This window comes from Marinicella marina (assembly GCF_030065545.1).
In the GTDB taxonomy this organism is placed as follows: domain Bacteria; phylum Pseudomonadota; class Gammaproteobacteria; order Xanthomonadales; family Marinicellaceae; genus Marinicella; species Marinicella marina.
On the sequence record NZ_JASJNC010000004.1, the window covers coordinates 149985 to 173092 of the forward strand.

Annotated in this window: 20 protein-coding genes; 11 read left to right on the forward strand and 9 right to left on the reverse strand. The window is 42.8% G+C overall.

From position 1 onward, the window contains the following. Window positions 1-36 precede the first annotated feature (36 nt). Window positions 37-984, reverse strand: a complete 948-nt coding sequence (locus QNI24_RS07715) for a DUF4920 domain-containing protein (RefSeq protein ID WP_267175982.1) — start codon at window positions 982-984, stop codon at window positions 37-39. Between the two features lie 65 nt (window positions 985-1049). Here QNI24_RS07715 and QNI24_RS07720 point away from each other — a divergent pair, with 65 nt between their 5' ends. Beyond that, on the forward strand, window positions 1050-1592 hold the full coding sequence (locus QNI24_RS07720; protein WP_267175983.1) for a hypoxanthine-guanine phosphoribosyltransferase: 543 nt from the start codon (window positions 1050-1052) through the stop codon (window positions 1590-1592). After that, window positions 1589-1987 (forward strand): cytidine deaminase, encoded by a 399-nt coding sequence (locus tag QNI24_RS07725; RefSeq protein WP_267175984.1) that lies wholly within the window; start codon window positions 1589-1591, stop codon window positions 1985-1987. Before QNI24_RS07720 ends, QNI24_RS07725 begins: the two co-directional genes overlap by 4 nt. Here the strand turns inward: QNI24_RS07725 and QNI24_RS07730 are convergent. Genes QNI24_RS07730 through QNI24_RS07755 form a run of 6 tightly spaced genes read right to left on the reverse strand, consistent with a single transcriptional unit; the run spans window position 1966 to window position 7921 of the window. Next, entirely contained in the window at window positions 1966-2832 is an 867-nt protein-coding gene (locus tag QNI24_RS07730; RefSeq protein ID WP_267175985.1) for a UTP--glucose-1-phosphate uridylyltransferase, read from the reverse strand. The genes QNI24_RS07725 and QNI24_RS07730 overlap by 22 nt on opposite strands. A 1-nt stretch (window position 2833) precedes the next feature. Beyond that, entirely contained in the window at window positions 2834-4699 is a 1866-nt protein-coding gene (locus QNI24_RS07735) for a polysaccharide biosynthesis protein (RefSeq protein WP_267175986.1), read from the reverse strand. Between the two features lie 9 nt (window positions 4700-4708). Continuing rightward, window positions 4709-5668 carry an MraY family glycosyltransferase gene (locus QNI24_RS07740; protein ID WP_267175987.1) on the reverse strand — a complete coding sequence of 320 codons (960 nt, stop codon included), beginning with the start codon at window positions 5666-5668 and terminating at the stop codon, window positions 4709-4711. Continuing rightward, the gene (lapB, locus tag QNI24_RS07745; protein ID WP_267175988.1) at window positions 5655-6836 is read right to left on the reverse strand and encodes a lipopolysaccharide assembly protein LapB; all 1182 of its coding nucleotides are present in this window, start codon (window positions 6834-6836) and stop codon (window positions 5655-5657) included. The genes QNI24_RS07740 and lapB overlap by 14 nt, the downstream gene beginning before the upstream one ends. Beyond that, window positions 6833-7168 (reverse strand): LapA family protein, encoded by a 336-nt coding sequence (locus tag QNI24_RS07750; protein WP_267175989.1) that lies wholly within the window; start codon window positions 7166-7168, stop codon window positions 6833-6835. Before QNI24_RS07750 ends, lapB begins: the two co-directional genes overlap by 4 nt. Before the next feature lie 24 nt (window positions 7169-7192). Beyond that, on the reverse strand, window positions 7193-7921 hold the full coding sequence (locus tag QNI24_RS07755; protein ID WP_267175990.1) for a lysophospholipid acyltransferase family protein: 729 nt from the start codon (window positions 7919-7921) through the stop codon (window positions 7193-7195). A gap of 267 nt (window positions 7922-8188) precedes the next feature. On the opposite strand from QNI24_RS07755, the gene QNI24_RS07760 reads away from it, so the two are divergent. From QNI24_RS07760 to hflD, 7 genes are read left to right on the forward strand one after another with little or no spacing between them, the layout of a single operon-like run. Next, window positions 8189-8497 carry a hypothetical protein gene (locus tag QNI24_RS07760; protein WP_267175991.1) on the forward strand — a complete coding sequence of 103 codons (309 nt, stop codon included), beginning with the start codon at window positions 8189-8191 and terminating at the stop codon, window positions 8495-8497. Between the two features lie 8 nt (window positions 8498-8505). Further along, window positions 8506-9486 (forward strand): aminoglycoside phosphotransferase family protein, encoded by a 981-nt coding sequence (locus QNI24_RS07765; RefSeq protein WP_267175992.1) that lies wholly within the window; start codon window positions 8506-8508, stop codon window positions 9484-9486. Continuing rightward, entirely contained in the window at window positions 9483-10160 is a 678-nt protein-coding gene (gene murU, locus QNI24_RS07770; RefSeq protein WP_267175993.1) for an N-acetylmuramate alpha-1-phosphate uridylyltransferase MurU, read from the forward strand. Before QNI24_RS07765 ends, murU begins: the two co-directional genes overlap by 4 nt. Window positions 10161-10204: 44 nt before the next feature. Continuing rightward, entirely contained in the window at window positions 10205-11872 is a 1668-nt protein-coding gene (locus QNI24_RS07775; protein ID WP_283708600.1) for a Na+/H+ antiporter NhaC family protein, read from the forward strand. After that, on the forward strand, window positions 11869-12321 hold the full coding sequence (locus tag QNI24_RS07780; RefSeq protein ID WP_267175995.1) for an NUDIX hydrolase: 453 nt from the start codon (window positions 11869-11871) through the stop codon (window positions 12319-12321). Before QNI24_RS07775 ends, QNI24_RS07780 begins: the two co-directional genes overlap by 4 nt. Before the next feature lie 21 nt (window positions 12322-12342). After that, complete coding sequence (gene mnmA / locus QNI24_RS07785; protein WP_267175996.1) at window positions 12343-13452, forward strand: tRNA 2-thiouridine(34) synthase MnmA; 1110 nt, start codon at window positions 12343-12345, stop codon at window positions 13450-13452. Between the two features lie 39 nt (window positions 13453-13491). After that, a complete protein-coding gene (gene hflD, locus QNI24_RS07790; RefSeq protein WP_267175997.1) occupies window positions 13492-14103 on the forward strand; it encodes a high frequency lysogenization protein HflD in 612 nt (203 codons plus the stop codon). 54 nt (window positions 14104-14157) lie between these two features. On the opposite strand, the gene QNI24_RS07795 is transcribed toward hflD, so the two are convergent. Together QNI24_RS07795 and QNI24_RS07800 are read right to left on the reverse strand one after the other, a co-directional pair. Then, window positions 14158-14805: a hypothetical protein gene (locus tag QNI24_RS07795; protein ID WP_267175998.1), complete on the reverse strand. Its 648-nt coding sequence runs from the start codon at window positions 14803-14805 to the stop codon at window positions 14158-14160. A gap of 158 nt (window positions 14806-14963) precedes the next feature. Next, window positions 14964-16904, reverse strand: coding sequence for a choice-of-anchor X domain-containing protein (locus QNI24_RS07800; protein WP_267175999.1), 1941 nt, complete (start codon window positions 16902-16904; stop codon window positions 14964-14966). A gap of 369 nt (window positions 16905-17273) precedes the next feature. Here QNI24_RS07800 and QNI24_RS07805 point away from each other — a divergent pair, with 369 nt between their 5' ends. Then, window positions 17274-20126 (forward strand): bifunctional aconitate hydratase 2/2-methylisocitrate dehydratase, encoded by a 2853-nt coding sequence (locus tag QNI24_RS07805; RefSeq protein WP_283708602.1) that lies wholly within the window; start codon window positions 17274-17276, stop codon window positions 20124-20126. Between the two features lie 235 nt (window positions 20127-20361). Next, on the forward strand, window positions 20362-23025 hold the full coding sequence (acnA, locus tag QNI24_RS07810) for an aconitate hydratase AcnA (RefSeq protein ID WP_267176001.1): 2664 nt from the start codon (window positions 20362-20364) through the stop codon (window positions 23023-23025). The last annotated feature ends 83 nt before the right edge of the window (window positions 23026-23108 follow it).

The following is a 23108-nucleotide window of genomic DNA, read 5'->3' on the forward strand; positions in this document are numbered from 1 at the left end:
ATTCGCCCTTTTGGTCTGTTTTAGTATTGTAATTAATTAAACACCAGAGATTTTGACAGAATCAGCGACGATTTCATAACTGACAGCGGGTAACTCGCCTGATCCTTCAGCCGCATAATGTTGGCGTTGTTCTTCGGATAATTCCTTTTTAACTAAACGGCCATAAACCACTGCCTCGCCGGCTGAATCCATTGGAATGTAGAATGAATGGTCATTGAAATCAACGCGAGCAAATGATTCGCCATCAGTCAAAATCATCCAACAGCCTTTCTTTTGACAAACGCGAGTGATGCTGCCAGCAATGACATGATTGCTTGTGTTGAATGTTTGTGGGGTTTCTAAAGCCACAGCCAAAGGTGTCTGTTCACTCACCGCTGTTGGCCATTGTTGGCCATAAACTTTGGCGCCATCAATCACCTCAGTGACCTTAGCCAATGATTCATTGTCACCTCTATTATCACTTGTTACTTGGGGCTGCAGCTCTTTCAACGCAGCAATGACCTCATCGGCATGGGTGCTTGGGTTAACCTTCTCAAAGTGCTTAGCAATCATGCCCTTTGGATCGATGATGAAAGTTTGGCGCTTAGCGTAAGAAAAGATAGCCATGCCACCATCGACACCATAGTCTCTGGACATTTGCTTATTGGCATCAACCAACAAATTAAACGGCAAGTCATACTTCTTGATGAAGGCACGGTGTGATTCAGCATCATCCAGCGATACACCCAAAACATCAGTGTTCATGTTTTTCAAGGTTGCATAATTGTCACGAAACGCTTTCGCCTCAATGGTGCAGCCTGAAGTGTCATTCTTGGGGTAAAAATAAACCACCAGCCATTGACCTTGATAGTCAGCCAATTGATGGGGTGTTCCAGATTGGTCTTGAAGATTAAAAGCTGGTGCAGGCTGACCTTGCATACTGGCAGCTAAAGCCATAAAATTAAAACTAATTAATGTGAGTAGGATTACTGTTTTTTTAGTCATTTTATTCTCTGAAAATAAAATCATCATTCTACCAACTTTCATACCATTGAGAAACCTAAAACCTGATGTATAGCGAAATACTACCACCCAAAAGCCAAGTATTAATCAGCAAAGCCAAGATTGATCAAGCCATCAATCAACTGGCCCAAAACATTAACCAAGATTTTAAACAAAAAAATGTGGTCTTTTTGACCATCATGAATGGTGGCATGATCTTTGCGTCTGCCCTAGCCACTCGCTTGAACCTGAATATGGAAATGGATTACTTACAACTCTCCAGGTACGGTAAAAACCAATCTGGCGGTCAACTTGTTTGGAAATACCAACCAGAGGTTAACATGCAACATACACATGTCATCCTCTGTGATGACATTTATGATGAAGGTCACACACTGGCTGCAGCCCATGCATGGTGTCTGGAAAAGGGTGCAATTTCTGTTTCATCAGTGGTTTTAGTTCACAAAGACCATGACAGGACATACGCCAACTACAAACCTGATTACATCGCCTTGAATATACCAGATCACTTTATTTTTGGCTACGGCATGGATTTAGAAGAAAAACTGCGACAATTACCTGAAATTTATTACATTCCGCCAACACAATGAATATTGATGACCTATACCAAGCAGCTTTAACGGCCAAAGAAAAAGCTTACGCGCCCTACTCAAAATTTAAAGTGGGTGCTGCAATCATCGATGAAAATGGCCAAGTTCACAGTGGTTGTAATGTTGAAAATGCGGCCTACCCACTGGGCTGTTGTGCCGAACAATCTGCAGTGTCACAGATGATTATCAATGGTGGCAGCACCATCCAACACATTCTTATAGTTGGCAAAAGTGGTGAATCATGTCCGCCCTGTGGCGCCTGCCGCCAAATCATATTTGAACATGGTAATAAAAACACCCAAGTTCATTTAGAATCACAAAACGGCAGCTTCGATCAGAAAAATATCTTTGATTTACTGCCAGAAGCTTTTGATCACTTACAACTGGACAAATAAGCCAATACTTGCGCCTTCAAGCCTGCATTTTGCATAGCCACATGCAGGTTAGCCATAACAAAACCAGACTGTGAACCGCAATCAAAGCGCTGTCCTGCCAGCTTAACAGCCTGCAATCCACTGCTTCTCATTAATTCATTCAACGCATCGGTTAATTGATATTCACTGTTTTTGTCCATTTTAGTTTGACGCAAAACGGCAAAAACACTTTGCGGTAAAACATAACGACCAATAACACCGTAATTGGATGGAGCTGCATGGGCATCAGGTTTCTCAATGATGTCAGTCACCTGAGTGAAATCACCTTGCCATTCGCTGGGTTGAATCACACCGTAACTGGATATCCTGTCATCTGATACAGCTTCCACACTGATGGTGGCCGACTGTTTCATTTCAGCCACTGCAACCAAACGTTTCAAGGGGTTTACCTCAGCTTGGATAAAATCATCAGCCAATATCACAGCGAACATTTCATCAGCGCCAATCATTGCCTCTGCCTGCAATACCGCATGACCCAAGCCCAGAGGCGCGCCTTGTGGGATAAAAACGCGTTGAATTTCAAGCGGTAGCGTATCAAGTTTGTCAACCAAATGAGATTTGTTTTGGGCCATGAATTTGGCCCGTAAGTCAGGCATTGGATCGAAGTGATCACTGATGGCATGTTTACTGGCACTGGTGATAAAAATCAAAGTTTCGATACCAGCATCGATGGCCTCTTCTACCGCATACTGAATCAACGGCTTATCAATTATGGGTAATAACTCCTTGGGAATTGATTTGGTTGCTGGTAAAAACCGAGTACCCATGCCGCCAACTGGAAAAACCGCCTTGGTAATTTTTTTCATATTAATCCTTTTCTTTCCTCTGCAGTTCACTGACATCAGATAAAACAGCCAATTCATGCCCTTTGAACTCTGGAACCAATTTTGTAAGTAGTTGTTTGATCACTTTTTGATCAAATTTAAGCGCTGCTTGGTGCCCTTGTTGGATCAACTGAGGCAAATTTGAAGTTTGGGTTGATACATTCCTCACACCACTGATTTTTCTGATATTGGTGGGTTCCAGATTTTCAATATCGTAGTGCAATTCCTCGTAAAGTTTTTCACCACCACGCAAACCGGTGATTTTGATACTTATTTCTTTGCCTTTGCCTGACAAAGCAATCATGCGTTCAGCCAGTGATTTGATTTTGATGGGTTGACCCATATCTAACACCAAGATTTCGTTGTCGTTACCCAGCACCAAACTTTGCAGAATGAGCTGACACGCCTCCTCAATGGTCATGAAATAACGTTCCATGTCTTCATGAGTAACGGTTACTGGACCACCTTTCGCAATCTGCTCCTCAAACAGCGGCACCACAGACCCTGCTGAGCCCAAAACATTACCAAAACGCACGGTCAAATATTCAGTTTTAAAACGTTCGTTCTTGAACTGACAATACTTTTCAGACAGCCGTTTGGTAGCGCCCATCACACTGTGTGGATTGACCGCTTTATCTGTTGATATCAAGACCATTTTTTCCACCCCAAAATCAGCACAACAATCGGCCACATTTTGGGTACCAATGACATTATTTAAAAAACCCTCACAAGCGTGGGACTCCAACAATGGAACATGTTTATAAGCTGCAGCATGAAAAACCACATCTGGTTTGGCTTGTTTGAAAATGTGATATAAATGGGCTTGGTTGGTGACATCGCATAAATGCGATGATGTGACCAATTGGTGTTGATTAAGTTCTTTATCGATGGCATAAAGATTGTACTCAGAATGCTCTATGATACTCAATTTACTGACACCAATTTTCGCCAACTGACGACACAGTTCTGAGCCAATCGAACCGCCACCACCAGTGACCATGACCGATTTGTTTTTGATATATTCAGCCACCTGTTGCCAATCCAACTCGACTTTGTCACGGCCCAGTAAATCCTCAACAGTGATTGGCTGTAGCTGATTGATATTAATCAGATGTTGATCAAAATCCTCAGGATCTGGCGCCACCCTGATGGTGCAATTGCTGTCAGCCAACTCATCAATGACCTTTTTAATCAGCTCCACCTCTGGCTGTTGCTTGGCAATGACCACCAAATTAATTTCAAAGTCATCAACCAGATCAAGTAAGTTATCCAGACCCGATTGAATTTTCACTCCTCGAATTTGAGTGCCTTTGAATTCCTTACTGTCATCGATAATGCGGATGACTTGACAAGCATGGTTGCTTGCGGCATTGCGAATGAACAACTCAGCGATATGACCTGCCCCAATCAGCAGCACCCTGGGCCTGTCATGATCAGTTAAGTTAAAATACTGGTCTTTCCACAATCGGTAAGTGATTCTTGGACCGCCCCAAAACAGTACCAACAAGACTGGATACATCAATAACACACTGCGAGGAATGCCATCCAAACGATTGAATAAGAAAAAGAACAACACTATAGCAAGTGTGCCTACAGTGGCAGACTTAACCAAATTAATCAGGTCAGGCACACTGGCAAATCGCCACAAGCCACGGTACATATTGAAAGCAAAACAAATAACAGCTTGAATGACCATCACCGCCAATATCTCAGCTGACCACAACTCTATGGCTGGAGATTCAGGCCAAATGCTGTATCTGATAAAAAAACAACACACCCAAGCCAGCCATGTCATGAATAAATCATGAGCAACAACAGCCAGTCTTAAATGAAGTATGCGATTTTTCATGTCGGTATTTTAACGCCCGTATCGGTAAGTTTTCATAAAAATACCCAGCAGCAGCAAATAAACTGCAAAAAACAGCAGCCAATCGCTAATTTCTGACCAAGACATCACCCAAGCCAATCCACAACAAGCCAATGTAACTGAAGCATAAATCAACGCCACACTCGGGTGCGACCAATGTTGTTTGATCAAACGCTGATAAAGGTGGGTGGCATGCGCTTGAGTCAAATTCTCTGAATTTACCATGCGCTGGAGCAATGTCATGGTTGCGTCGACTATAAAGACTGCATGTATTACTGCTATTTGCGACAAACTCAATAATCCGTAGATGTAGCTATATAAGGCCATTACAGCCACCACCAAAGCCATCGGTAAACTGCCTGAATCACCCATAAAAAGTTTGCGCAGAATCAGATTAAAAAACAAGTACACCAACAACACCAACAAGGTGGCCAAAAACAGGTAATGAAAAACCGTGACTTGGCTGAATTTTTCCAGTAATAACCAGCCATAAAAACCCACAGTAATCAAAGCGTGTAGTCCGGCCAAACCATTTGCTCCGTCCATGAAATTAAATAGATTCAACCACCATAACAAAGCCACCATCAAAAATAACAGCAACCATATTTGGTTATTAAAACCAAGATAAAACAACAGGCCAACAGCAACCAATAACTGAACCACCAAGCGTAATTTAAAAGATAAATCACGGCGGTCATCCCAAAATCCCAATAACGACAGAATCAATACCAAATAGAACGGCACAAACAACGGGTACTGATACAGCCCAATCAAACTCCAAGGAACGAACAAAAAAAGACCGGCGCCGGTCAAAGCATCACCTTGATGCAAACTGCGTTCAGTGGCTTGGTCATGCACCCGCAGGGGGCTGCGGTAGGCATACCACCACAAAATCAGCAATACCAACGATGCGGCCACCAGTGGCCAAGCAAATGGATTATTCAGACTCAAGTCCATAGATAGGTTTAACTACACCCCAGTTTTTACAACTGGGGCATTGCCAATGTAATGATTTGGCGCCGAAACCACATTTGCGACAGCGCAGCTTAGGTTTATTCTTTAGCAGTTTATCAATCAGGTCTTTCAACACATTGAAGTAAGCAAAATCATCACCCAGTTGACTTAAATCAGCTTCATTTAATTCAATCAACGCATTCAAACCTTTGAAAGATGCACGGTTATTGAGTTGTTCGGTCAGAAACTCCGTAGCAAACGCCTCACCTTTCTCAACCGAATAAAATTGAGCCAAAGCCAGCACGGGAGACACCCCCTGATAGTGTTCAATCCAGCGCAACAGTTCTGCTTCTAATTCATCACCTTTTTTTAAAGCCAAATAACATTCAACCATGTCCTCAATAAACAAAGGAATGAAAGCGGGATCAGCTTGTTTCGCTGCATGATACTCATCAATGGCTGCCTGCCATTGCTTATTTTGCTGTTTGATTTTGGCACAAATGAGGTGCGATCGAACCGCCCTCTCATCAACCCTTAAGGCTGAAGATAAATACTTTTCAGCTTGTTCAATGTCTTCCTGCTGTAAAGACAACTCGGCCAATTCACAATAGAAATGACCAATGGGTACTTGCATGTTTCGGTTGGTGGCACTTTGAAAACGACTGGCTGATTTGATTGCTTGTAGCCAGTCTTGTTCTTGCTGGTATATTTCGACCAAAGAATGCAGGGCCTCAGGGGTGTGCGCTTCTATTTCAACCAATTCAGAAAATAACACTTCGGCACGGTCTAATAAACCAGCACTCATATAGTCTTTTCCTATGGCCAACAAAGCCCGTGTGCGGTATCGCTCGGGCAACTCTGCTTGTGCAATCAGAGCTTGATGTAGTTTGATAGCACGATCAACTTCACCCTTGCGGCGGTATAAGTTACCCAAAGCCAATTGTGGCTCAAAAGTTTCTTGTGACGTTTCTGCCAGCTGAATAAACACATCAATGGCTTTATCAGATTCATCATTCAATAAGTAGTTCAAGCCTTTGAAATACCTGTGATTGAGTTGTTGAAATGTTCTTTTGGTTTTACCTGTTTTCAGAATAATGGCCAAATACAGACCCATCAAAATGCCTGCCAACAACGCCACAGATGTCCACAAAAAATGTGAGCTCATGGCATTTTGACCACCGATGACTCACTGTTTTGTGACTGCAATTCAGCTTGTTTTTGTTGTTCATCTTGTGACTGCTTTATTTTGAAGTATTCACGCTGCCAATAAACCCTGTTGCGATGAGCAGGCCAGATCCAGACCACCCAACTCAGCATCAAACCTAACAACAAACCGGCACAAGCAAACAACAGCAGCATGAACCCCAAAGGCAGACTGAGTTGATACCAGTAAAGATTAAGCTCAATTGAATCTGCATTTAAACTGCTGATGGCAACAGCAGCCAGTAGTAGAAATATCACAACTATCAAGGTAAATATTTTTTTTAGTGTACTCATGTCAGTTATTATAGTTTGAAGCGCTCATTGAATACCAGAAGCAACTGCCATTTCAGCTTGAGCGATGATTTCCTGGGTGTTTTTTGTGTTGATTTCTTCGATTGATATTGGCTGATGAAATGTCATGGTGATTTTCCCCGGCAAAATTCTCAAACCACCAGATGCCATCACACCATCCGCACCTGAAATCGAGACCGGTAATATAGGTAACTGCAAATCCTTGGCCATGCGAAAAGCACCCTTTTTAAAGGGTTTGAGCTGGCCTGCTACACTGCGCGTTCCCTCAGGAAAGAAAAACACTGAATTACCATCAACCAATTGTGCTTTGGCTTTTTGCATGGCTCGAATCGAAGCTTGGCGGTTCCTGCGATCGACATAGATGTGACCCATTTTTTCACAAGCAAAACCAACAAAAGGCATTTTTCTTAATTCAATTTTCATCACCCACTTAAAATCCAATGGCAAATAACCATAAACTAATAAGATGTCATAAGTACTTTGATGATTCGCCACCACCACATAGGATTGTTCAGGCACAATATGTTGCTGACCTTTCCTACTGACCCAAACAGGTGTGATCCACAATATTAAGCGCCCCCATAAACGGGCAACATATCGCCCCGCAAACTTCACTGCGCCAGCAATTGATAGGATACTGACAATGATTGCGGTGACAGCAGTTAAGATCCATGCCACTGGATAAACCACCAACCAAACATAAATCTGATAAATATGAGTCAAAAGATTTTTCATGGGGGCATTATAAGGGAATGTTCTTGGCTCTTCATACATTTTGTTTTGACAAAATACCAGCGACCGCATCGAACATGACATAGTTATTCAGTCAGTTCACTCTGCCAATGTATGGCATTTTTAATCGCGATTATGATGGTGGGTGTTTAAGGCATTGCGCTACAGAACCAAGCTTACATTAAGCGTTGTTTTGATGGAGGGCTTACCTGAATGTGACAAATCCCTGCCAACATTGGTAAAATAGCCTTTTTTGAGTTGAGTCATTTCATGATTAAATCAGTTTTTTTCACCTTAAGTTTATTGTTTTTCACCTGTTTCGCTGTATCGGCTGATGTCTTATTGATTGAGCGGGTCGAGGCAAAAGCGGGACTGGATGTGCCAAAAAAGTCTGCAACCATGAGTCAAGTAAGGGCACAATACGGTGACCCATTGGCTGAATCAGCGGCAGTAGGTGAACCACCCATCACTCGCTGGGAATACCCAGATTACATTGTTTATTTCGAACACCAGCACGTCATAACCACTGTACTTAAAAAATCAAAAGCCACTGCAACCCAACCCGATTCAATCGAATAAAGGCCGACATGAAACGCAGTAAGCACAGACAACAGTGGTTGTCTGATTTTTTTGCAGGTGAGCCATTTAAACTCAGACCAGCTTCCGAAGATGCCTCTTTTCGCAGCTACTACCGCATAACAACAGCACAGCAGTCTTATATCTTGATGGACGCGCCTCCCGCGCACGAGGACTGCAAGCCATTCATTAAAGTTCTAAAATTGCTACAGCAAAGTCACGTCAATGTACCTCAATTATTCGCTGAAGATTTACAACAAGGATTTTTATTGCTGGCTGATTTTGGTAATACCCTTTATTTAGACGCACTTAAAGAGGATACCGTTGATGAACTGTATGGAGCAGCGATCAAATCACTGATTAACATTCAAAATACACCTGCCGCAGATCTGCTGCCCCAATATGACAGTGAATTACTACTCAATGAAATGCAGTTATTTGAAGATTGGTTCATTCAAAAACACTTGGCTGTAACACTTAATGAAACTCAGAAAAAGGTTATCAAAAACACCTTTGAATTGTTGAAAAACAACGCCATTGAGCAGCCACAAGCCATGGTTCACCGTGATTTTCATAGTCGAAATTTAATGGTCACCAGCAGTCATTCACCTGGCGTGATTGACTTCCAGGACGCCGTGCATGGCCCTTATACCTATGATTTAGTCTCTCTACTGAAAGACTGCTATATCAGTTGGCCTGATGAAAAAGTCCATGCCATTTGTGAGGTATTTAAAAACCAATCAAATCATCACACAGCTGAAATCAGTGACGAACAATTCATGCGATGGTTTGATTTGATGGGCGCCCAAAGACACCTCAAAGCCATTGGCATATTCTGTCGACTGCACTACAGAGACGGCAAATCCGGCTATTTAAATGACATCCCCAGAACCATGCGTTACCTGCTCAAAACTGCAAAAAAACACCCTGACTTGGCAGCGTTTGCACAATTACTCGATGACATTCAGCCCAAATTAGCCAGCGCACAATGAAAGCCTTGATATTTGCTGCAGGCCGTGGTGAAAGATTAAAACCTCTGACCGATCACACACCCAAACCATTGGTCAATATCAAACAAAAACCGCTGATTCAGTACCACATTGAAGCGTTGATGCGAGCTGGTGTGACTGAGTTTATTATCAATGCCAGTTGGTTACATCAACAAATCATTGAGTTCATTAATGCATTAACCAAAAAACATAGATTCAGACAAATTAACGTTCAATTTTCAATCGAGCCCAATGCCCCCCTTGAGACCGGTGGTGGTCTGTTAAAAGCACTGCCCATGCTGGGCAAAGAAGCTTTTATCGTAGTCAATGCCGATGTGTTCACAGATTTTGATTTTAACCAATTAAAACAACCTTTGGATGATGCGGTTGCTCATTTGGTTATGGTAACCAATCCATCCCATAACCCTGAGGGCGATTTCTCCCTTAAGGATGGCGTACTTAAACAGAAATCACCCAACCAAAAAACTTACACATACGCTGGTATTGGTTTGTATACACCAAGAATTTTATCTCCGCCTTTTTCTTCCGACACATTCAGCTTAACACCACACATCAAAGCAGCCGTAGATAAACAACTCATTACAGCTCACCTACATGAATCTCAATGGCATGATGTGGGCACCACTGAACGCCTTAATGCTTTAAACCGCAGGTGATGTTAGAATCAAGCCTAAAAACAGGGAACAAAACAATAATAACTATGTTATATAAAACTTTAAAAAATTCTTTTAAATACTTCATTTTAATAGCAATAACTACAAGTTCACTGGCACAAGAAGGTGCCGTGGAAGCACAACAAGTTGCTCATGCTGGTACTTGGCTTTCAGTGGTTCCTCCGTTGTTAGCCATAGTCATTGCATTGGCCTTCAAGCAAGTCATTCCAGCATTATTTACTGGGTTGGTGTTTGGCGTTTGGGTTATTGGCGGCATGAGTTTCTCTGCTTTATTCACCGCACCCTTAACCACCCTAGAAGTATTTGCTGTGAAAGCATTGGCTGATGAGGACCATGCATCTATCATTTTGTTTTCCTTCATGATCGGAGGTATGGTTGGCATCACTTCTCGCAATGGCGGTATGCAAGGCATCGTGAATTTAATCTTACGCTGGGCCAACAGTGTGAAACGCGCTTCATTGGCAACCGTCGGTATGGGCTTAAGTATCTTTTTTGATGATTATGCCAATACACTGGTGGTAGGTAATACCATGCGCCCGGTGACCGATAAAATGAAAATTTCTCGTGAGAAGCTGGCTTATTTGGTGGATTCTACGGCTGCGCCCATTGCTTGTCTGGCATTGGTTACCACTTGGGTCGGATTTCAGGTTGGTTTGATTGACGATGCCCTGAAAGCTGTTGGTTACGATGAGATGGGTGGTTATGGTGTATTTTTACAAACCATACCTTATAGCTTTTATCCCATTTTTGCCTTATTTTTGACCATCATGGTTGCCAGCACAGGCAAAGATTTTGGACCCATGCACCAAGCAGAGGTTGAAGCCCGCAATGCCAACATCACATCATTAAATTTAGATAAGCATCCCACCGAAGAAATACTACCAGTAGAAGATAAGCCGCATCGCGCGCTGAACGCCATATTGCCTTTCCTCACCTTAATTTTGGTGGTCCTAGGTGGACTTTATTACACTGGACTGGACAACAACGTAGCTGACCAAACGATTCGTGATATTGTTGGTAATGCCAATTCATACAAAGCATTACTTTGGGGCACCATGTCAGGTGTTTTAATGGCAGCAGTACTCAGCGTAATACAAGGCATTTTAACCCTTGAACAAACGGTTAACGCGCTGTTGAAAGGCATGAAACCCATGTTGTTGGCGATGATTATCCTGGTTTTAGCCTGGTCCTTATCTGAAATTAGCGCCGAACTTCAAACCAGTCAATACATTTCTGGCATGATTCAAGACGCGTTGTCTGTGCATTGGCTGCCATTGTTGATATTTTTATTGGCGGCATTGACTGCTTTTGCCACTGGCTCCAGTTGGGGCGCCATGGGTATTTTAATTCCTTTGGTGGTACCCATTGTGTGGAACATGATGGGTGCTCAAGGCGTACTTGAAACAGAGTACTATTACATTATATATACCACCATTGCCAGTATATTGGCTGGTGCTGTTTGGGGTGATCACTGCTCGCCTATTTCAGACACCACCATCTTGTCCTCAATGGCCTCTGGCTGCGACCACATAGAACACGTCAGAACACAAATCCCCTATGCTTTTTATGCTGGCGGTTTTGCTATGATCATAGGTATCATCCCAGCCAGCTTTGGATTTTCACCATGGTTATTAATCGTTATAGCTACCATAGGCATGTACTTGGGATTGCGCTGGAAGGGCAAAGAAGCATGAGCAGAGACTGGTTACCTCGAGTCACCGTGGCCACTGTGGTTGAACAAAACGGCAAGTTTCTTATGGTGGAGGAGGACATTTATGGTGAAAAAATTCTCAACCAACCTGCTGGCCACTTAGAACCCAATGAATCTTTAATTGAAGCGGCCATTCGCGAAACTTCTGAAGAAACAGGTTGGCTGGTCAGCATTGACCACCTCATCGAGTTTTCACAATGGACCAGTAACAACAGCAAGAACCATTATTTGCGTGCTTGTTTTGCTGCAACTACGACTGAATTCAATCCAGACCAAACCCTGGATGAAGGCATCATTTGCGCCAAATGGATGACTCGAGAAGAAGTAGCTAAAAACAGCCACAGACTGCGCTCACCCCTTGTTTTACACCACATCGATCACTATATAGCTGGTAAGAAAACTGACATTGATGTGTTCAGCTACTACGATTAACAACCAACACAAAATTTATCTATGAAAGTCATAATAGGCATGTCAGGTGGCGTCGATTCCTCAGTCAGCGCTGCCCTACTTAAACAACAAGACTACCAAGTTGAAGGCATGTTCATGAAAAACTGGGAAGAAGACGACACCGCCGAAATTTGCACCGCAGATGAGGACGTCAAAGATGCTCAAGCGGTCAGTGATAGATTGGGCATTAAATTACACCGCAGAAATTTTGCCAGTGAATATTGGGACCATGTTTTTGAAGAATTCTTAACTGAATACAAACAAGGCAGAACTCCCAACCCTGACATTCTGTGTAATCGCGAAATCAAATTCAAAACCTTTCTTGATCACGCCGATGACATAGGGGCAACTATGATGGCCACAGGCCATTACGTGCGAAAGGGTGAGTCAGGCGGTGAATATCAGCTGTTGAAAGGTATTGATAACAACAAAGACCAAAGCTACTTTCTCTACGCCATCAATCAATACCAACTCTCACGCAGTTTATTTCCTGTTGGTGAAATTGAAAAACCAGAGGTTAGAAAGATAGCAGAGTCGCTTGGGCTGAATGTATTTGATAAAAAAGATTCAACTGGCATTTGTTTTATTGGTGAGAAACGATTTCAAGACTTCTTGTCCACATACATCAAACCCAATCCTGGTGAAATCATCACGCCTGAAGGAGTTGTTGTTGGAACACACAACGGCCTGATGTATTACACCATCGGACAAAGACAAGGACTTGGCATAGGTGGGGTCAAAAATGCCTTGGCAGAACCTTGGTTCGTTATTGCGAAATCTCACTCAAACAACCAGTTAATTGTGGGCCAGAGCAACCACGCCGAGCTGATGTTAGATGACACCTTACTTGCCAAACAAGTCACTTGGATATCAGAGCAGCAGCCAAACTTTCCATTCAAGTGTAACGCCAAAATCAGATACCGCCAAGCTGATCAAACTTGTGAAGTTCATTTACTCGACGAGCAAACCCTGAAGGTTAAATTTGATCAAGCTCAAAAAGCCATAACGCCAGGGCAGTCAGTGGTGTTTTATCAAGGCGATGTGTGCTTGGGTGGTGCCATCATTGAATCATCAAACTTATTAACTTCAACTTGTGAATTGAAATCTGCATAAGCACCTCAATATTACAAGGACACAACAGAGATATTTGCCATGAGAGATCAAACAATTGCACTGGCTGGGGTTTATCAGGCCGCCACCATGGCCCACGAATTAGCCAATTCAGGCGCCATTCGCGACAACCAAAGTTGGGAAGTCAGTTTAAACAGCTTATACAAACTGGATGCCAGCAGCACGGAAGATGTTTTCGATAACAATTTAGCAGGCTTGGCTCTGGGCTGTAACAGTTTGATTAAATCTTTCAATAAAGACAGCTATTACATCAATATCATCAAGTACACCATTACTTTACTGACCTTGGCAGCAAAATTACCACAACGAGATGCCATGTTGGATGAGATAGCTAAAGGACTTCAGGATTCCAAAGTGTTGCAAACCGCAGATGATCCATTGAACATCCATGTGGTCAGCAAATTAGCCCAAATCTATTCAAAAACCATCAGTCAAATGCAACCAAGAGTCATTGTTGCTGGACAGCCATTTCATTTAAAAGATCAAGCCATTACGGAAAAAATAAGAGCCATTTTGCTGGCTGGGATCAGATCTGCCATCTTGTGGAAACAAACCGGTGGCAACCAACTGCAATTGTTGTTCAAGCGCAAGACCTATATTGAAGAAGCAAAAAGACTGTTAGCTGGCACATAAATCCTCGAACCAGGAAAATCTTGCTTGAATTTCAAGTCATCGACAGCAAATATATTACTCTTGCTCTTCTATTTCTATGACTTCAATCTCATCGAGCGTCACCCTACCAGTACCAACAGTGAACTCATAGTCAAAGATGAATTCATCCATCTGACTGATTAAGTCATTACTGGTGACCTGAATACCTGAATTTAATTGAAATCGTAAAAACGGTGGAATGTAACCTTTGATGTTAGTACCAGTAAATTTCAGATTTTTTTTCCAATCCATTCTGCGTGATAAAGTGGGATAACTACCATAGGTCTCAATGAGTTCATTGTGCAAAGCCTCGGCTCTACTTAGCTCGTCTTTCGACATAATTTCCTGAAGGTTTTTTACCACATTATCCAACAGTTCTCTGTTTGGTATTTTATCAAAATCAATGAGCTTAAACCAAGCATGAGCTAGAGGGTAGTTTTTATCCTGCATGTAATAATACGCCACCAAAGACATGGCGTGGTAGTTTCCAAATTCCGAAGCTAACTTGAAATTCTTCATCGCCGAATTCCTGGCTCCGTCTTTTTCATCATCCAACCCACGCCATAAATATTCCTGATCAGGTTTTATGATTTGACCTTGATCATCAAAATGGAGACCAAATTCCCTTGCAAACGTGTTAAATGCAATTATCAACATCAACAATGTAATTACTTTTTTCTTCATGACGTTATCTTCATATGATTTTATTATTAAAAATATCAAAACTTTTGAAATCTGTGTATATTTTCATCAAGTTATGTGAATGAAAGATGAACTTAAAAAATGAAAAAAAAAAAGCCCAGACTCAGCTGGGCTTTTAATTCTAACTAATGATTAAATTTTTATCTGGCAGCGTTGGCACTCATGGTTGAGTTTCTGCCGCCATCACGGGTTTGAGCCATGTCACGCATACCTTCGGTATGACATTGACCGGTTACGTGACCGCGATTAACCGCACCAGAAACCTGGCCACGGGCTTTTTCAGTGGTGCCATCTTCTGGATCAGATAAAATAATATCTGAGGCAAAATTACACCAATCTGGACGCCACCATTTCTTCGTAAATGAAGTGGTGTAGTAGTTTACTTTGCTTCTGGCCCATGTAGGGATTCCAGATAACCATGCGCCACCACCTGAGACAGTTAAATTACTGTTGTAACCACAACCGACTCCGAAGATGTCGCCAATTGCTGCTAAATTACCAGCCAAAGGTGTGCCTTGGTAAGGTGTACCTACCGACTGAATCAGACGCCCTGAACCAGCGTTATCTAAGCCACTCCAGTAATAAGTGTATAAGTGTAAAGATGCTGCACCACCTTGAGAATGTGCAACCACACCAAATGATGGGAAGTTATCACCATAACTATCAATCAAACGAGCAAAAGCATCATGTGAGCGATTTTGGTTGAAATCAGTGAACTTGACGTTGTTACTGAACTGAGACTGTACTGGACCCCAGGCATCACCTGAACAATAACCATGTACAAGCATCAATTTCCCTCCAGCCGCTTTCTCTTGATTGATCAAATCAGCAGGTTTTTCACCTTTCAACATTGATTCATACAAACCACCATCATAATCACTGAATGATTTTTGCGAAATGGTTGGCAACAGCAGATCTAATGAAGACTGCTCAAGTACCGAAATGTAATGCTCGGTGTCTTCCATTCTGATATTTTTCAAACTGAATGGAGCAGCAACACCGGCAGCTATTAACCAGCGATCATCCAACTGCAATGTCAGCTCACCGTCTTTTAACTCTGCTATGGTTGAAAGCCATGATACAGCCGCCTCTTCTGAGCCTTTGCCAGCACTTTTGGTACCCCAAACTTCCGCCATCACTCTGAAGCGATTGCGGTTCAAGTTGGTTCCTACAGCCAAACTCAAGTCAATTTTGTGTGGTGCAGAATAAGCACCATAAGCTGCTTTGCTGTTCAACATCAAATCAGATTCAATTACTGGAATGATATGTTCAACCGTTCTCAAAAATGGTTGGCCTTTGGGTGTTATACCTTGAGCCACTACTTGAACTTGATACAAGCCAGGATACTCGGCTCTGAAAGAGGCATTGAACTGCCCATCTAACGCCGCTTTGTCACTGGCAACACCATCATCAAACATCGAAACTTCACGCACTGTACCATCTGGTGCTGTGATGTTTAAGTAGGAGTTATCTATAAACTGCATGTTACCTTTAACCACCGCAAATTCGGTACTGAAAGCGGCTGCACTGACACTGACTTCCTCACCAACTACAGCACCATGGGAGCTGGTAAATGATTTCAAGCGGTAAGGACTGTCGCTGCTGATTAACAAATAACCATCTTCTGCGACATCAGTTTTGACCTGAAATTGGTAGCTGCCTGTTGCCAAGTTTTCTAATTCAAACTGAGTGGCAGGAAACTGTTCTTGACCCATGCCAAATTGAGTCTTTCTGGTGAAAAAGTTAATCTCTTCAGCACCGGACTTCAAACTGTTCTGACCTTTGATATCCAATTGCCAATTATCTTGATTGACTCCAAAAACCAGTGCCCTTGGGTTTTCACCATCCACCAAGACATTTTTTTGCCAGACCATTTCACCGGCATTATTCAATTCAAACTGAATTGGCAGCATGGCATGTTTAGATACAATAGCAGTAGACTCTGGGCTGGCTTTTTGCATCAGCTCAATTTCTTCGGCTGGACCTGCCAAGTGTTTTGCGATTGGAGAAGATTTAGCCATGACTCCTGTTGAGGCTAATAAGACAGACGCAGTTACGCCCATTAATTTAAGTTTTTTCATTAAGAAACCCTCTAAAGTTTAATTAAAATGATTGATTTGTATTCATACCAACGTCCCCACGTAATGCAATTAAACATATTCATCAAGTTCAGTTTTGAATTATTGTTATCTGAACCTGACTTCTGAAAACACAAATCGGAAATCAAAATAACACATCTTTAACTTTTTTTCAAACGTTTGTTTGAACCCGGAGGCACTTAAATCACTGATTGTGTTGTTTTTTATTATTTTATTGTTACAAACACCTATGCTTTGACATCGATGCGTTTTGAAAATAGATCATTTGATGTACCCAATGTGAAGCCTTGCGCGATTAACTTTTGGCACTTATTTTGCTATAATATGCCGTTTTATTTTTCCGAGTTTTGAATGAGCATTTACCCAGAATATATCAAAGAAATAGCAGTCAGAAAAACCCAGGGTTTACACCCACTCCCCATTGATGACGACCAATTACTGGCAGAAATCATCACGCTTATCAAAGACACCAATAACGAAAACAGAGCGGATGCCTTAAACTTTTTCATTTATAACACCTTGCCAGGCACCACAGCTGCAGCAGGTGAAAAAGCAGCTTTTTTAAAAGCCATCATCAAAGGCGAAGAAACAGTAGCAGAAATCTCACAAGCATTCGCATTTGAACTCCTTTCACACATGAAAGGCGGCCCCTCGGTGGCTGCATTGATTGATTTGGCATTAGAGGATAACCAAGCAGTGGCACAGCAGGCGGCTGAAGTTTTAAAAACCCAAGTTTTTCTATATGAGGCTGACATGGATAGATTGGCAGCTGCACATGAGGCTGGAAACACCATCGCCACCGAAATTCTACACAGTTATGCCCAAGCTGAATTCTTTACCAAACTACCCGAAGTTGAAACCACCATTGATGTGGTTACCTATGTGGCTGGTGAAGGTGATATTTCCACTGATTTATTGTCGCCAGGCAATCAAGCCCACTCACGATCAGATCGCGAATTACACGGTAAATGCATGATTTCGGAGCAGGCACAAAAAGAAATTGTCGCTTTACAACAACAGCACCCTGACAAACGGGTGATGCTGATTGCCGAAAAAGGCACAATGGGAGTTGGCTCTTCAAGAATGTCAGGAGTAAACAATGTGGCCCTGTGGACCGGTAAACAAGCCAGTCCTTATGTTCCTTTTGTCAATTACGCACCAATCGTGGCAGGCACCAATGGCATTTCACCGATTTTCTTAACCACTGTAGATGTGACTGGTGGTATTGGTTTGGATTTAAAGAACTGGGTCAAAAAACTCGACAATGATGGCAACACTGTCGTTGATGAAAACGGTGACGCGGTGCTAGAACAAGCCTACTCGGTCGATACAGGCACAGTTTTAACCATCAATACAGAAGAGAAAAAACTTTATAACGGTGATCAGGAGTTGGTTGATATAGCTGCTGCATTGACCCCACAAAAACTAGAATTCATCAAAGCCGGTGGCTCATATGCGATTGTCTTTGGTAAAAAACTACAAAGCTTCGCGGCAGAAACCTTAGGTCTAGAGATGCCGCAGGTATTTGCTCCATCGAAAGAAATCACGGTCGAAAACCAAGGTCTGACCGCTGTTGAGAAGATATTCAATAAAAATGCAGTGGGTGTGAGCAGCAACGATGTGCTGCATGCAGGCTCTGATGTGCGGGTCAAGGTCAATATTGTTGGTTCACAAGACACCACAGGCTTGATGACTTCACAAGAGCTTGAAGCCATGGCCGCCACAGTCATTTCTCCAACGGTTGACGGTGCCTACCAATCAGGCTGTCATACAGCTTCTGTCTGGGACAAGAAAGCCCAAAGAAATATCCCCAAGTTAATGAGCTTCATGAATCGTTTTGGCTTAATCACTGCACGTGATCCCAAAGGCGAGTACCATGCGATGACTGATGTGATTCATAAAGTGCTTAACGACATCACAGTAGATGAATGGGCCATCATCATCGGTGGCGACTCGCATACCCGCATGTCGAAAGGTGTGGCTTTTGGTGCCGATTCAGGCACAGTGGCCTTGGCTTTGGCCACAGGCGAAGCTTCCATGCCCATTCCACAATCAGTTAAAGTCACATTCAAAGGCGACCTCAAAGATCACATGGATTTCCGCGATGTGGTACACGCAACCCAAGCACAAATGTTAAAACAGTTCGGTGATAACGTCTTCCAAGGTCGTGTGATTGAAGTTCATATAGGTACCCTTCCAGCTGACCAAGCCTTCACTTTTACCGACTGGACGGCAGAGATGAAAGCAAAAGCTTCGATTTGTATATCTCAAGATGAAACGCTGATTGAATCTTTGGAAATTGCCAAAAGCAGGATTCAAATAATGATTGACAAAGGCATGGATAACCACAATCAGGTTTTACAGGGCTTGATTGATAAGGCCAATACCAGAATCAAAGAAATTCAGTCTGGTGAAAAACCCGCATTGATGCCAGATGACAATGCCAAATACGCCGCTGAAGTGGTGGTGGATTTGGATCAAATCATTGAACCCATGATAGCTGACCCAGATGTCAACAACGACGACGTATCAAAACGTTATACCCATGACACCATACGTGCCCTGTCACATTACCAAGGTGAAAAGCATGTTGATTTGGGTTTTGTTGGTTCGTGTATGGTGCACAAAGGCGATTTAAAAATCATTGTACAAATGCTCAGAAACCTGGAAAAAGAGCAAGGCTTTGTGAAATTCAACGCACCGTTAATTGTGGCTGCGCCAACCTACAACATCATCGATGAACTGAAACAGGAAGGCGATTGGGACATCTTGCAAAAATATTCTGGCTTTGAATTCGATGATCAATCACCCAAACAAAATGCCCGTTTAGAATACGAGAATATGATGTATTTGGAACGCCCTGGTTGTAACTTATGTATGGGCAACCAAGAAAAAGCAGCCAAAGGTGATACTGTATTGGCTACCTCTACCCGTTTGTTCCAAGGACGTGTGGTTGAAGATTCTGAACGCAAGAAAGGTGAATCTTTGTTGGCCTCTACCCCGGTGGTGGTGCTGGCAGCCATTTTAGGTCGCACGCCAACTCTTGATGAGTACATTAAATCAGTGGCTGGTATTAACCTGACCCAATTTGCGCCACCATTGAAAGCATTGAAAACCAAGTCTAATAATGCCAATCTTTTGGCAGCTCGCTTGAAAGCAGCTTCAGCACAAAAGAAAGGCCAACTGCCTCACGTGGTCAATTAATTTTTAAAATTAAATACGAAACCTTAGCTGACCTTAAACTAAGCTGTTATTGGACAAAAACAAAAACCTTTGAAGTGTTTATGGATTTAAACCAACACTTTGAAGGTTTTTTTTGTTGAGAGACAGCATGTTTTAACAAGACTACCGTTGTATTTTTCACGTCGGAAGTGCGATAATTTATAACAATATTAATTAACCGACTCTTTAAGATAGGGTCAAAAAATGGGGTTTATCAATGAGTGATACACTAAAAACTGCCACACAATTGGCATGTAATAACAAGTCTTATAAGTACTACAGTCTATCAAAGGTGGCTGAAAAGCATGACATCAGTCGATTGCCTTTTAGTTTGAAGATACTTCTAGAGAACTTACTCAGGAATGAAGATGGGATTGATGTCACTGTTTCTGATATCGAAGCTTTATGTAATTGGGACCCCAAAGCGGAGCCAAGCACTGAAATTGCATTCACTCCCTCTAGAGTGGTACTACAAGACTTTACAGGTGTTCCTGCAGTGGTTGATTTAGCTGCCATGCGAGATGCAATGAAATCTCTGGGTGGTGATGTACAAAAAATCAATCCATTATCACCTGCTGAATTGGTGATTGATCATTCTATTCAAGTAGATAAATACGGTACGGCCAACGCCGCTGACCTCAATACCCAGATTGAATTTCAGAGGAACATGGAACGCTATGGTTTTTTGAAATGGGGACAAACTGCATTTGATACATTCAAGGTGGTGCCTCCAGGTAATGGCATTGTGCACCAAGTCAATTTGGAATATTTGGCTCGAGTTATTTTTGGTGCAGAACAAAAAGGCGAACTGACGGCTTATCCTGATACTGTGGTAGGTACTGATTCTCACACCACCATGATAAATGGCATTGGTGTCTTGGGTTGGGGTGTTGGTGGTATTGAAGCTGAGGCAGCGATGCTTGGACAAGCCATTTCCATGCTGATTCCGCAAGTTGTGGGTTTCAAGTTATCCGGTGAACTGCAAGAAGGCGTCACCGCAACTGATTTGGTTCTTACTGTTGTTGATATGTTACGTGATCATGGCGTGGTGGGCAAGTTTGTCGAATTTTTTGGCCCTGGCTTACAACATCTACCATTGGCCGATCGTGCCACCATTGCTAACATGGCCCCTGAATATGGCGCCACATGTGGTATTTTCCCTATTGATGACGAGTCATTACGCTACTTGAAACTTTCTGGTCGCTCGGATGAGCAAGTCAATTTAGTAGAAAAATATGCCAAAGAACAAGGATTGTTTCATGATAAAAACAGCATCGATGCTGAGTACACAGCGACATTGGAGTTAGATATGAGTACTGTGGTACCCAGTATCTCAGGTCCGAAAAGACCACAAGATCGCATTGAACTCACGCTGGCCAAAGAAACATACAAAAAGCACTTTGCTGAGTTTGAAAAAGGCCGTGCCGCCAAATCAATACCTGTGGCTGCTGAAAAAGGCAATTATGAATTCAAAGACGGTAATATTGCGGTTGCTGCCATCACTTCTTGTACCAACACATCAAACCCAGCAGTCATGTTAGGCGCAGGCTTACTTGCCAGAAATGCGGCAGCCAAAGGCCTGCAGGTGAAACCTTGGGTTAAAACATCATTGGCGCCCGGCTCAAAGGTGGTGTCCCATTATCTTGAATCAGCTGGATTGATGGATGATTTAGAGGCCTTGGGTTTCAACGTGGTTGGTTTTGGTTGTACCACTTGTATTGGTAACTCGGGACCATTGGACCCAGCACTTTCGAACGCCATTAACGACAATGATTTGATTGCCACATCTGTATTATCTGGTAACAGAAATTTTGAAGGCCGAATTCATGCTGACATTCAAATGAATTTCCTCGCCTCGCCACCACTGGTTGTGGCCTACGCCATTGCTGGTACCATGGATTTTGATTTATACAACGATCCGCTGGGTACAGACCAAGACGGTAACGAAGTCTTCCTTAAAGACATTTGGCCCAGTGACCATGAAATTGCTGATACCATCTCAGCAAACGTCAATCAAAACAGTTTTGCAGTGGGTTATGAAGGCATTTTTGAGGGTGATGAAAACTGGGAAGCAGTTAAAACCAGCGAATCAGAACTGTTCGATTGGCAAGACGACTCCACTTACATTAAAAATCCACCATACTTTGAAGGCATGACCTTGGATGTTGGCACCATTGATAACATTGAGGGGGCTCGAGTGCTGGCCAAATTAGGCGATTCAGTCACTACTGACCACATTTCTCCTGCAGGTGCGATTGCTGAGGACTCTCCCGCTGGGGTCTACCTCAAAGAAAAAGGGGTGGAAAAAGTTAACTTTAATTCCTATGGCTCGCGTCGTGGTAATCATGAGGTCATGATGAGAGGCACTTTCGCTAACATCAGACTGCGCAACCAATTGGCGCCAGGGACTGAGGGTGGATGGACCAGACATCAGCCATCAGGTGAAGAAATGACTATTTTTGATGCGGCAATGAAATACCAACAAGAAGGTACGCCTTTGGTGGTTATTGCTGGCACAGAATATGGTACCGGTTCATCTCGTGACTGGGCTGCCAAAGGCACCAATTTATTGGGTGTCAAAGCTGTTTTGGTGCAATCCTATGAACGCATCCATCGTTCTAATTTAGTTGGTATGGGAGTTATCCCATTACAGTTTAAAGCAGGTGAAAATGCTGAGACTTATTTACTGAACGGAAAAGAAACTTATGACGTGACTGGTTTAAAAAACGGTGCCTCCAAAACCGCCGAGGTCACAGCGCACAGAGAAGATGGCAGCTCAGTAAGCTTTGAGGTGGATGTCAGGATTGACACTCCGAAAGAAGTTGAATACTGTCGTCATGGCGGCATCCTGCATTATGTCTTGCGTAACTTGGCATCCTAAATACGCAACGGACCCAATGCAACGTTGCTGTCAAGCAACGCAATCACAGGCAAATGAATGCAGATTCATTTGCCTGTTTTTTC

Excerpts from the sequence above, each read along its gene's own strand:
- QNI24_RS07765 (WP_267175992.1), top strand. The coding sequence starts at position 8,506 with ATGAAACGCAGTAAGCACAGACAACAGTGGTTGTCTGATTTTTTTGCA.
- QNI24_RS07755 (WP_267175990.1), bottom strand. The coding sequence starts at position 7,921 with ATGAAAAATCTTTTGACTCATATTTATCAGATTTATGTTTGGTTGGTG.
- murU (WP_267175993.1), top strand. The coding sequence starts at position 9,483 with ATGAAAGCCTTGATATTTGCTGCAGGCCGTGGTGAAAGATTAAAACCT.
- acnA (WP_267176001.1), top strand. The coding sequence starts at position 20,362 with ATGAGTGATACACTAAAAACTGCCACACAATTGGCATGTAATAACAAG.
- QNI24_RS07800 (WP_267175999.1), bottom strand. The coding sequence starts at position 16,904 with ATGAAAAAACTTAAATTAATGGGCGTAACTGCGTCTGTCTTATTAGCC.
- QNI24_RS07795 (WP_267175998.1), bottom strand. The coding sequence starts at position 14,805 with ATGAAGAAAAAAGTAATTACATTGTTGATGTTGATAATTGCATTTAAC.
- hflD (WP_267175997.1), top strand. The coding sequence starts at position 13,492 with ATGAGAGATCAAACAATTGCACTGGCTGGGGTTTATCAGGCCGCCACC.
- mnmA (WP_267175996.1), top strand. The coding sequence starts at position 12,343 with ATGAAAGTCATAATAGGCATGTCAGGTGGCGTCGATTCCTCAGTCAGC.
- QNI24_RS07760 (WP_267175991.1), top strand. The coding sequence starts at position 8,189 with ATGATTAAATCAGTTTTTTTCACCTTAAGTTTATTGTTTTTCACCTGT.
- QNI24_RS07750 (WP_267175989.1), bottom strand. The coding sequence starts at position 7,168 with ATGAGTACACTAAAAAAAATATTTACCTTGATAGTTGTGATATTTCTA.
- QNI24_RS07775 (WP_283708600.1), top strand. The coding sequence starts at position 10,205 with ATGTTATATAAAACTTTAAAAAATTCTTTTAAATACTTCATTTTAATA.
- QNI24_RS07730 (WP_267175985.1), bottom strand. The coding sequence starts at position 2,832 with ATGAAAAAAATTACCAAGGCGGTTTTTCCAGTTGGCGGCATGGGTACT.
- QNI24_RS07715 (WP_267175982.1), bottom strand. The coding sequence starts at position 984 with ATGACTAAAAAAACAGTAATCCTACTCACATTAATTAGTTTTAATTTT.
- lapB (WP_267175988.1), bottom strand. The coding sequence starts at position 6,836 with ATGAGCTCACATTTTTTGTGGACATCTGTGGCGTTGTTGGCAGGCATT.
- QNI24_RS07725 (WP_267175984.1), top strand. The coding sequence starts at position 1,589 with ATGAATATTGATGACCTATACCAAGCAGCTTTAACGGCCAAAGAAAAA.
- QNI24_RS07720 (WP_267175983.1), top strand. The coding sequence starts at position 1,050 with ATGTATAGCGAAATACTACCACCCAAAAGCCAAGTATTAATCAGCAAA.
- QNI24_RS07735 (WP_267175986.1), bottom strand. The coding sequence starts at position 4,699 with ATGAAAAATCGCATACTTCATTTAAGACTGGCTGTTGTTGCTCATGAT.
- QNI24_RS07780 (WP_267175995.1), top strand. The coding sequence starts at position 11,869 with ATGAGCAGAGACTGGTTACCTCGAGTCACCGTGGCCACTGTGGTTGAA.
- QNI24_RS07805 (WP_283708602.1), top strand. The coding sequence starts at position 17,274 with ATGAGCATTTACCCAGAATATATCAAAGAAATAGCAGTCAGAAAAACC.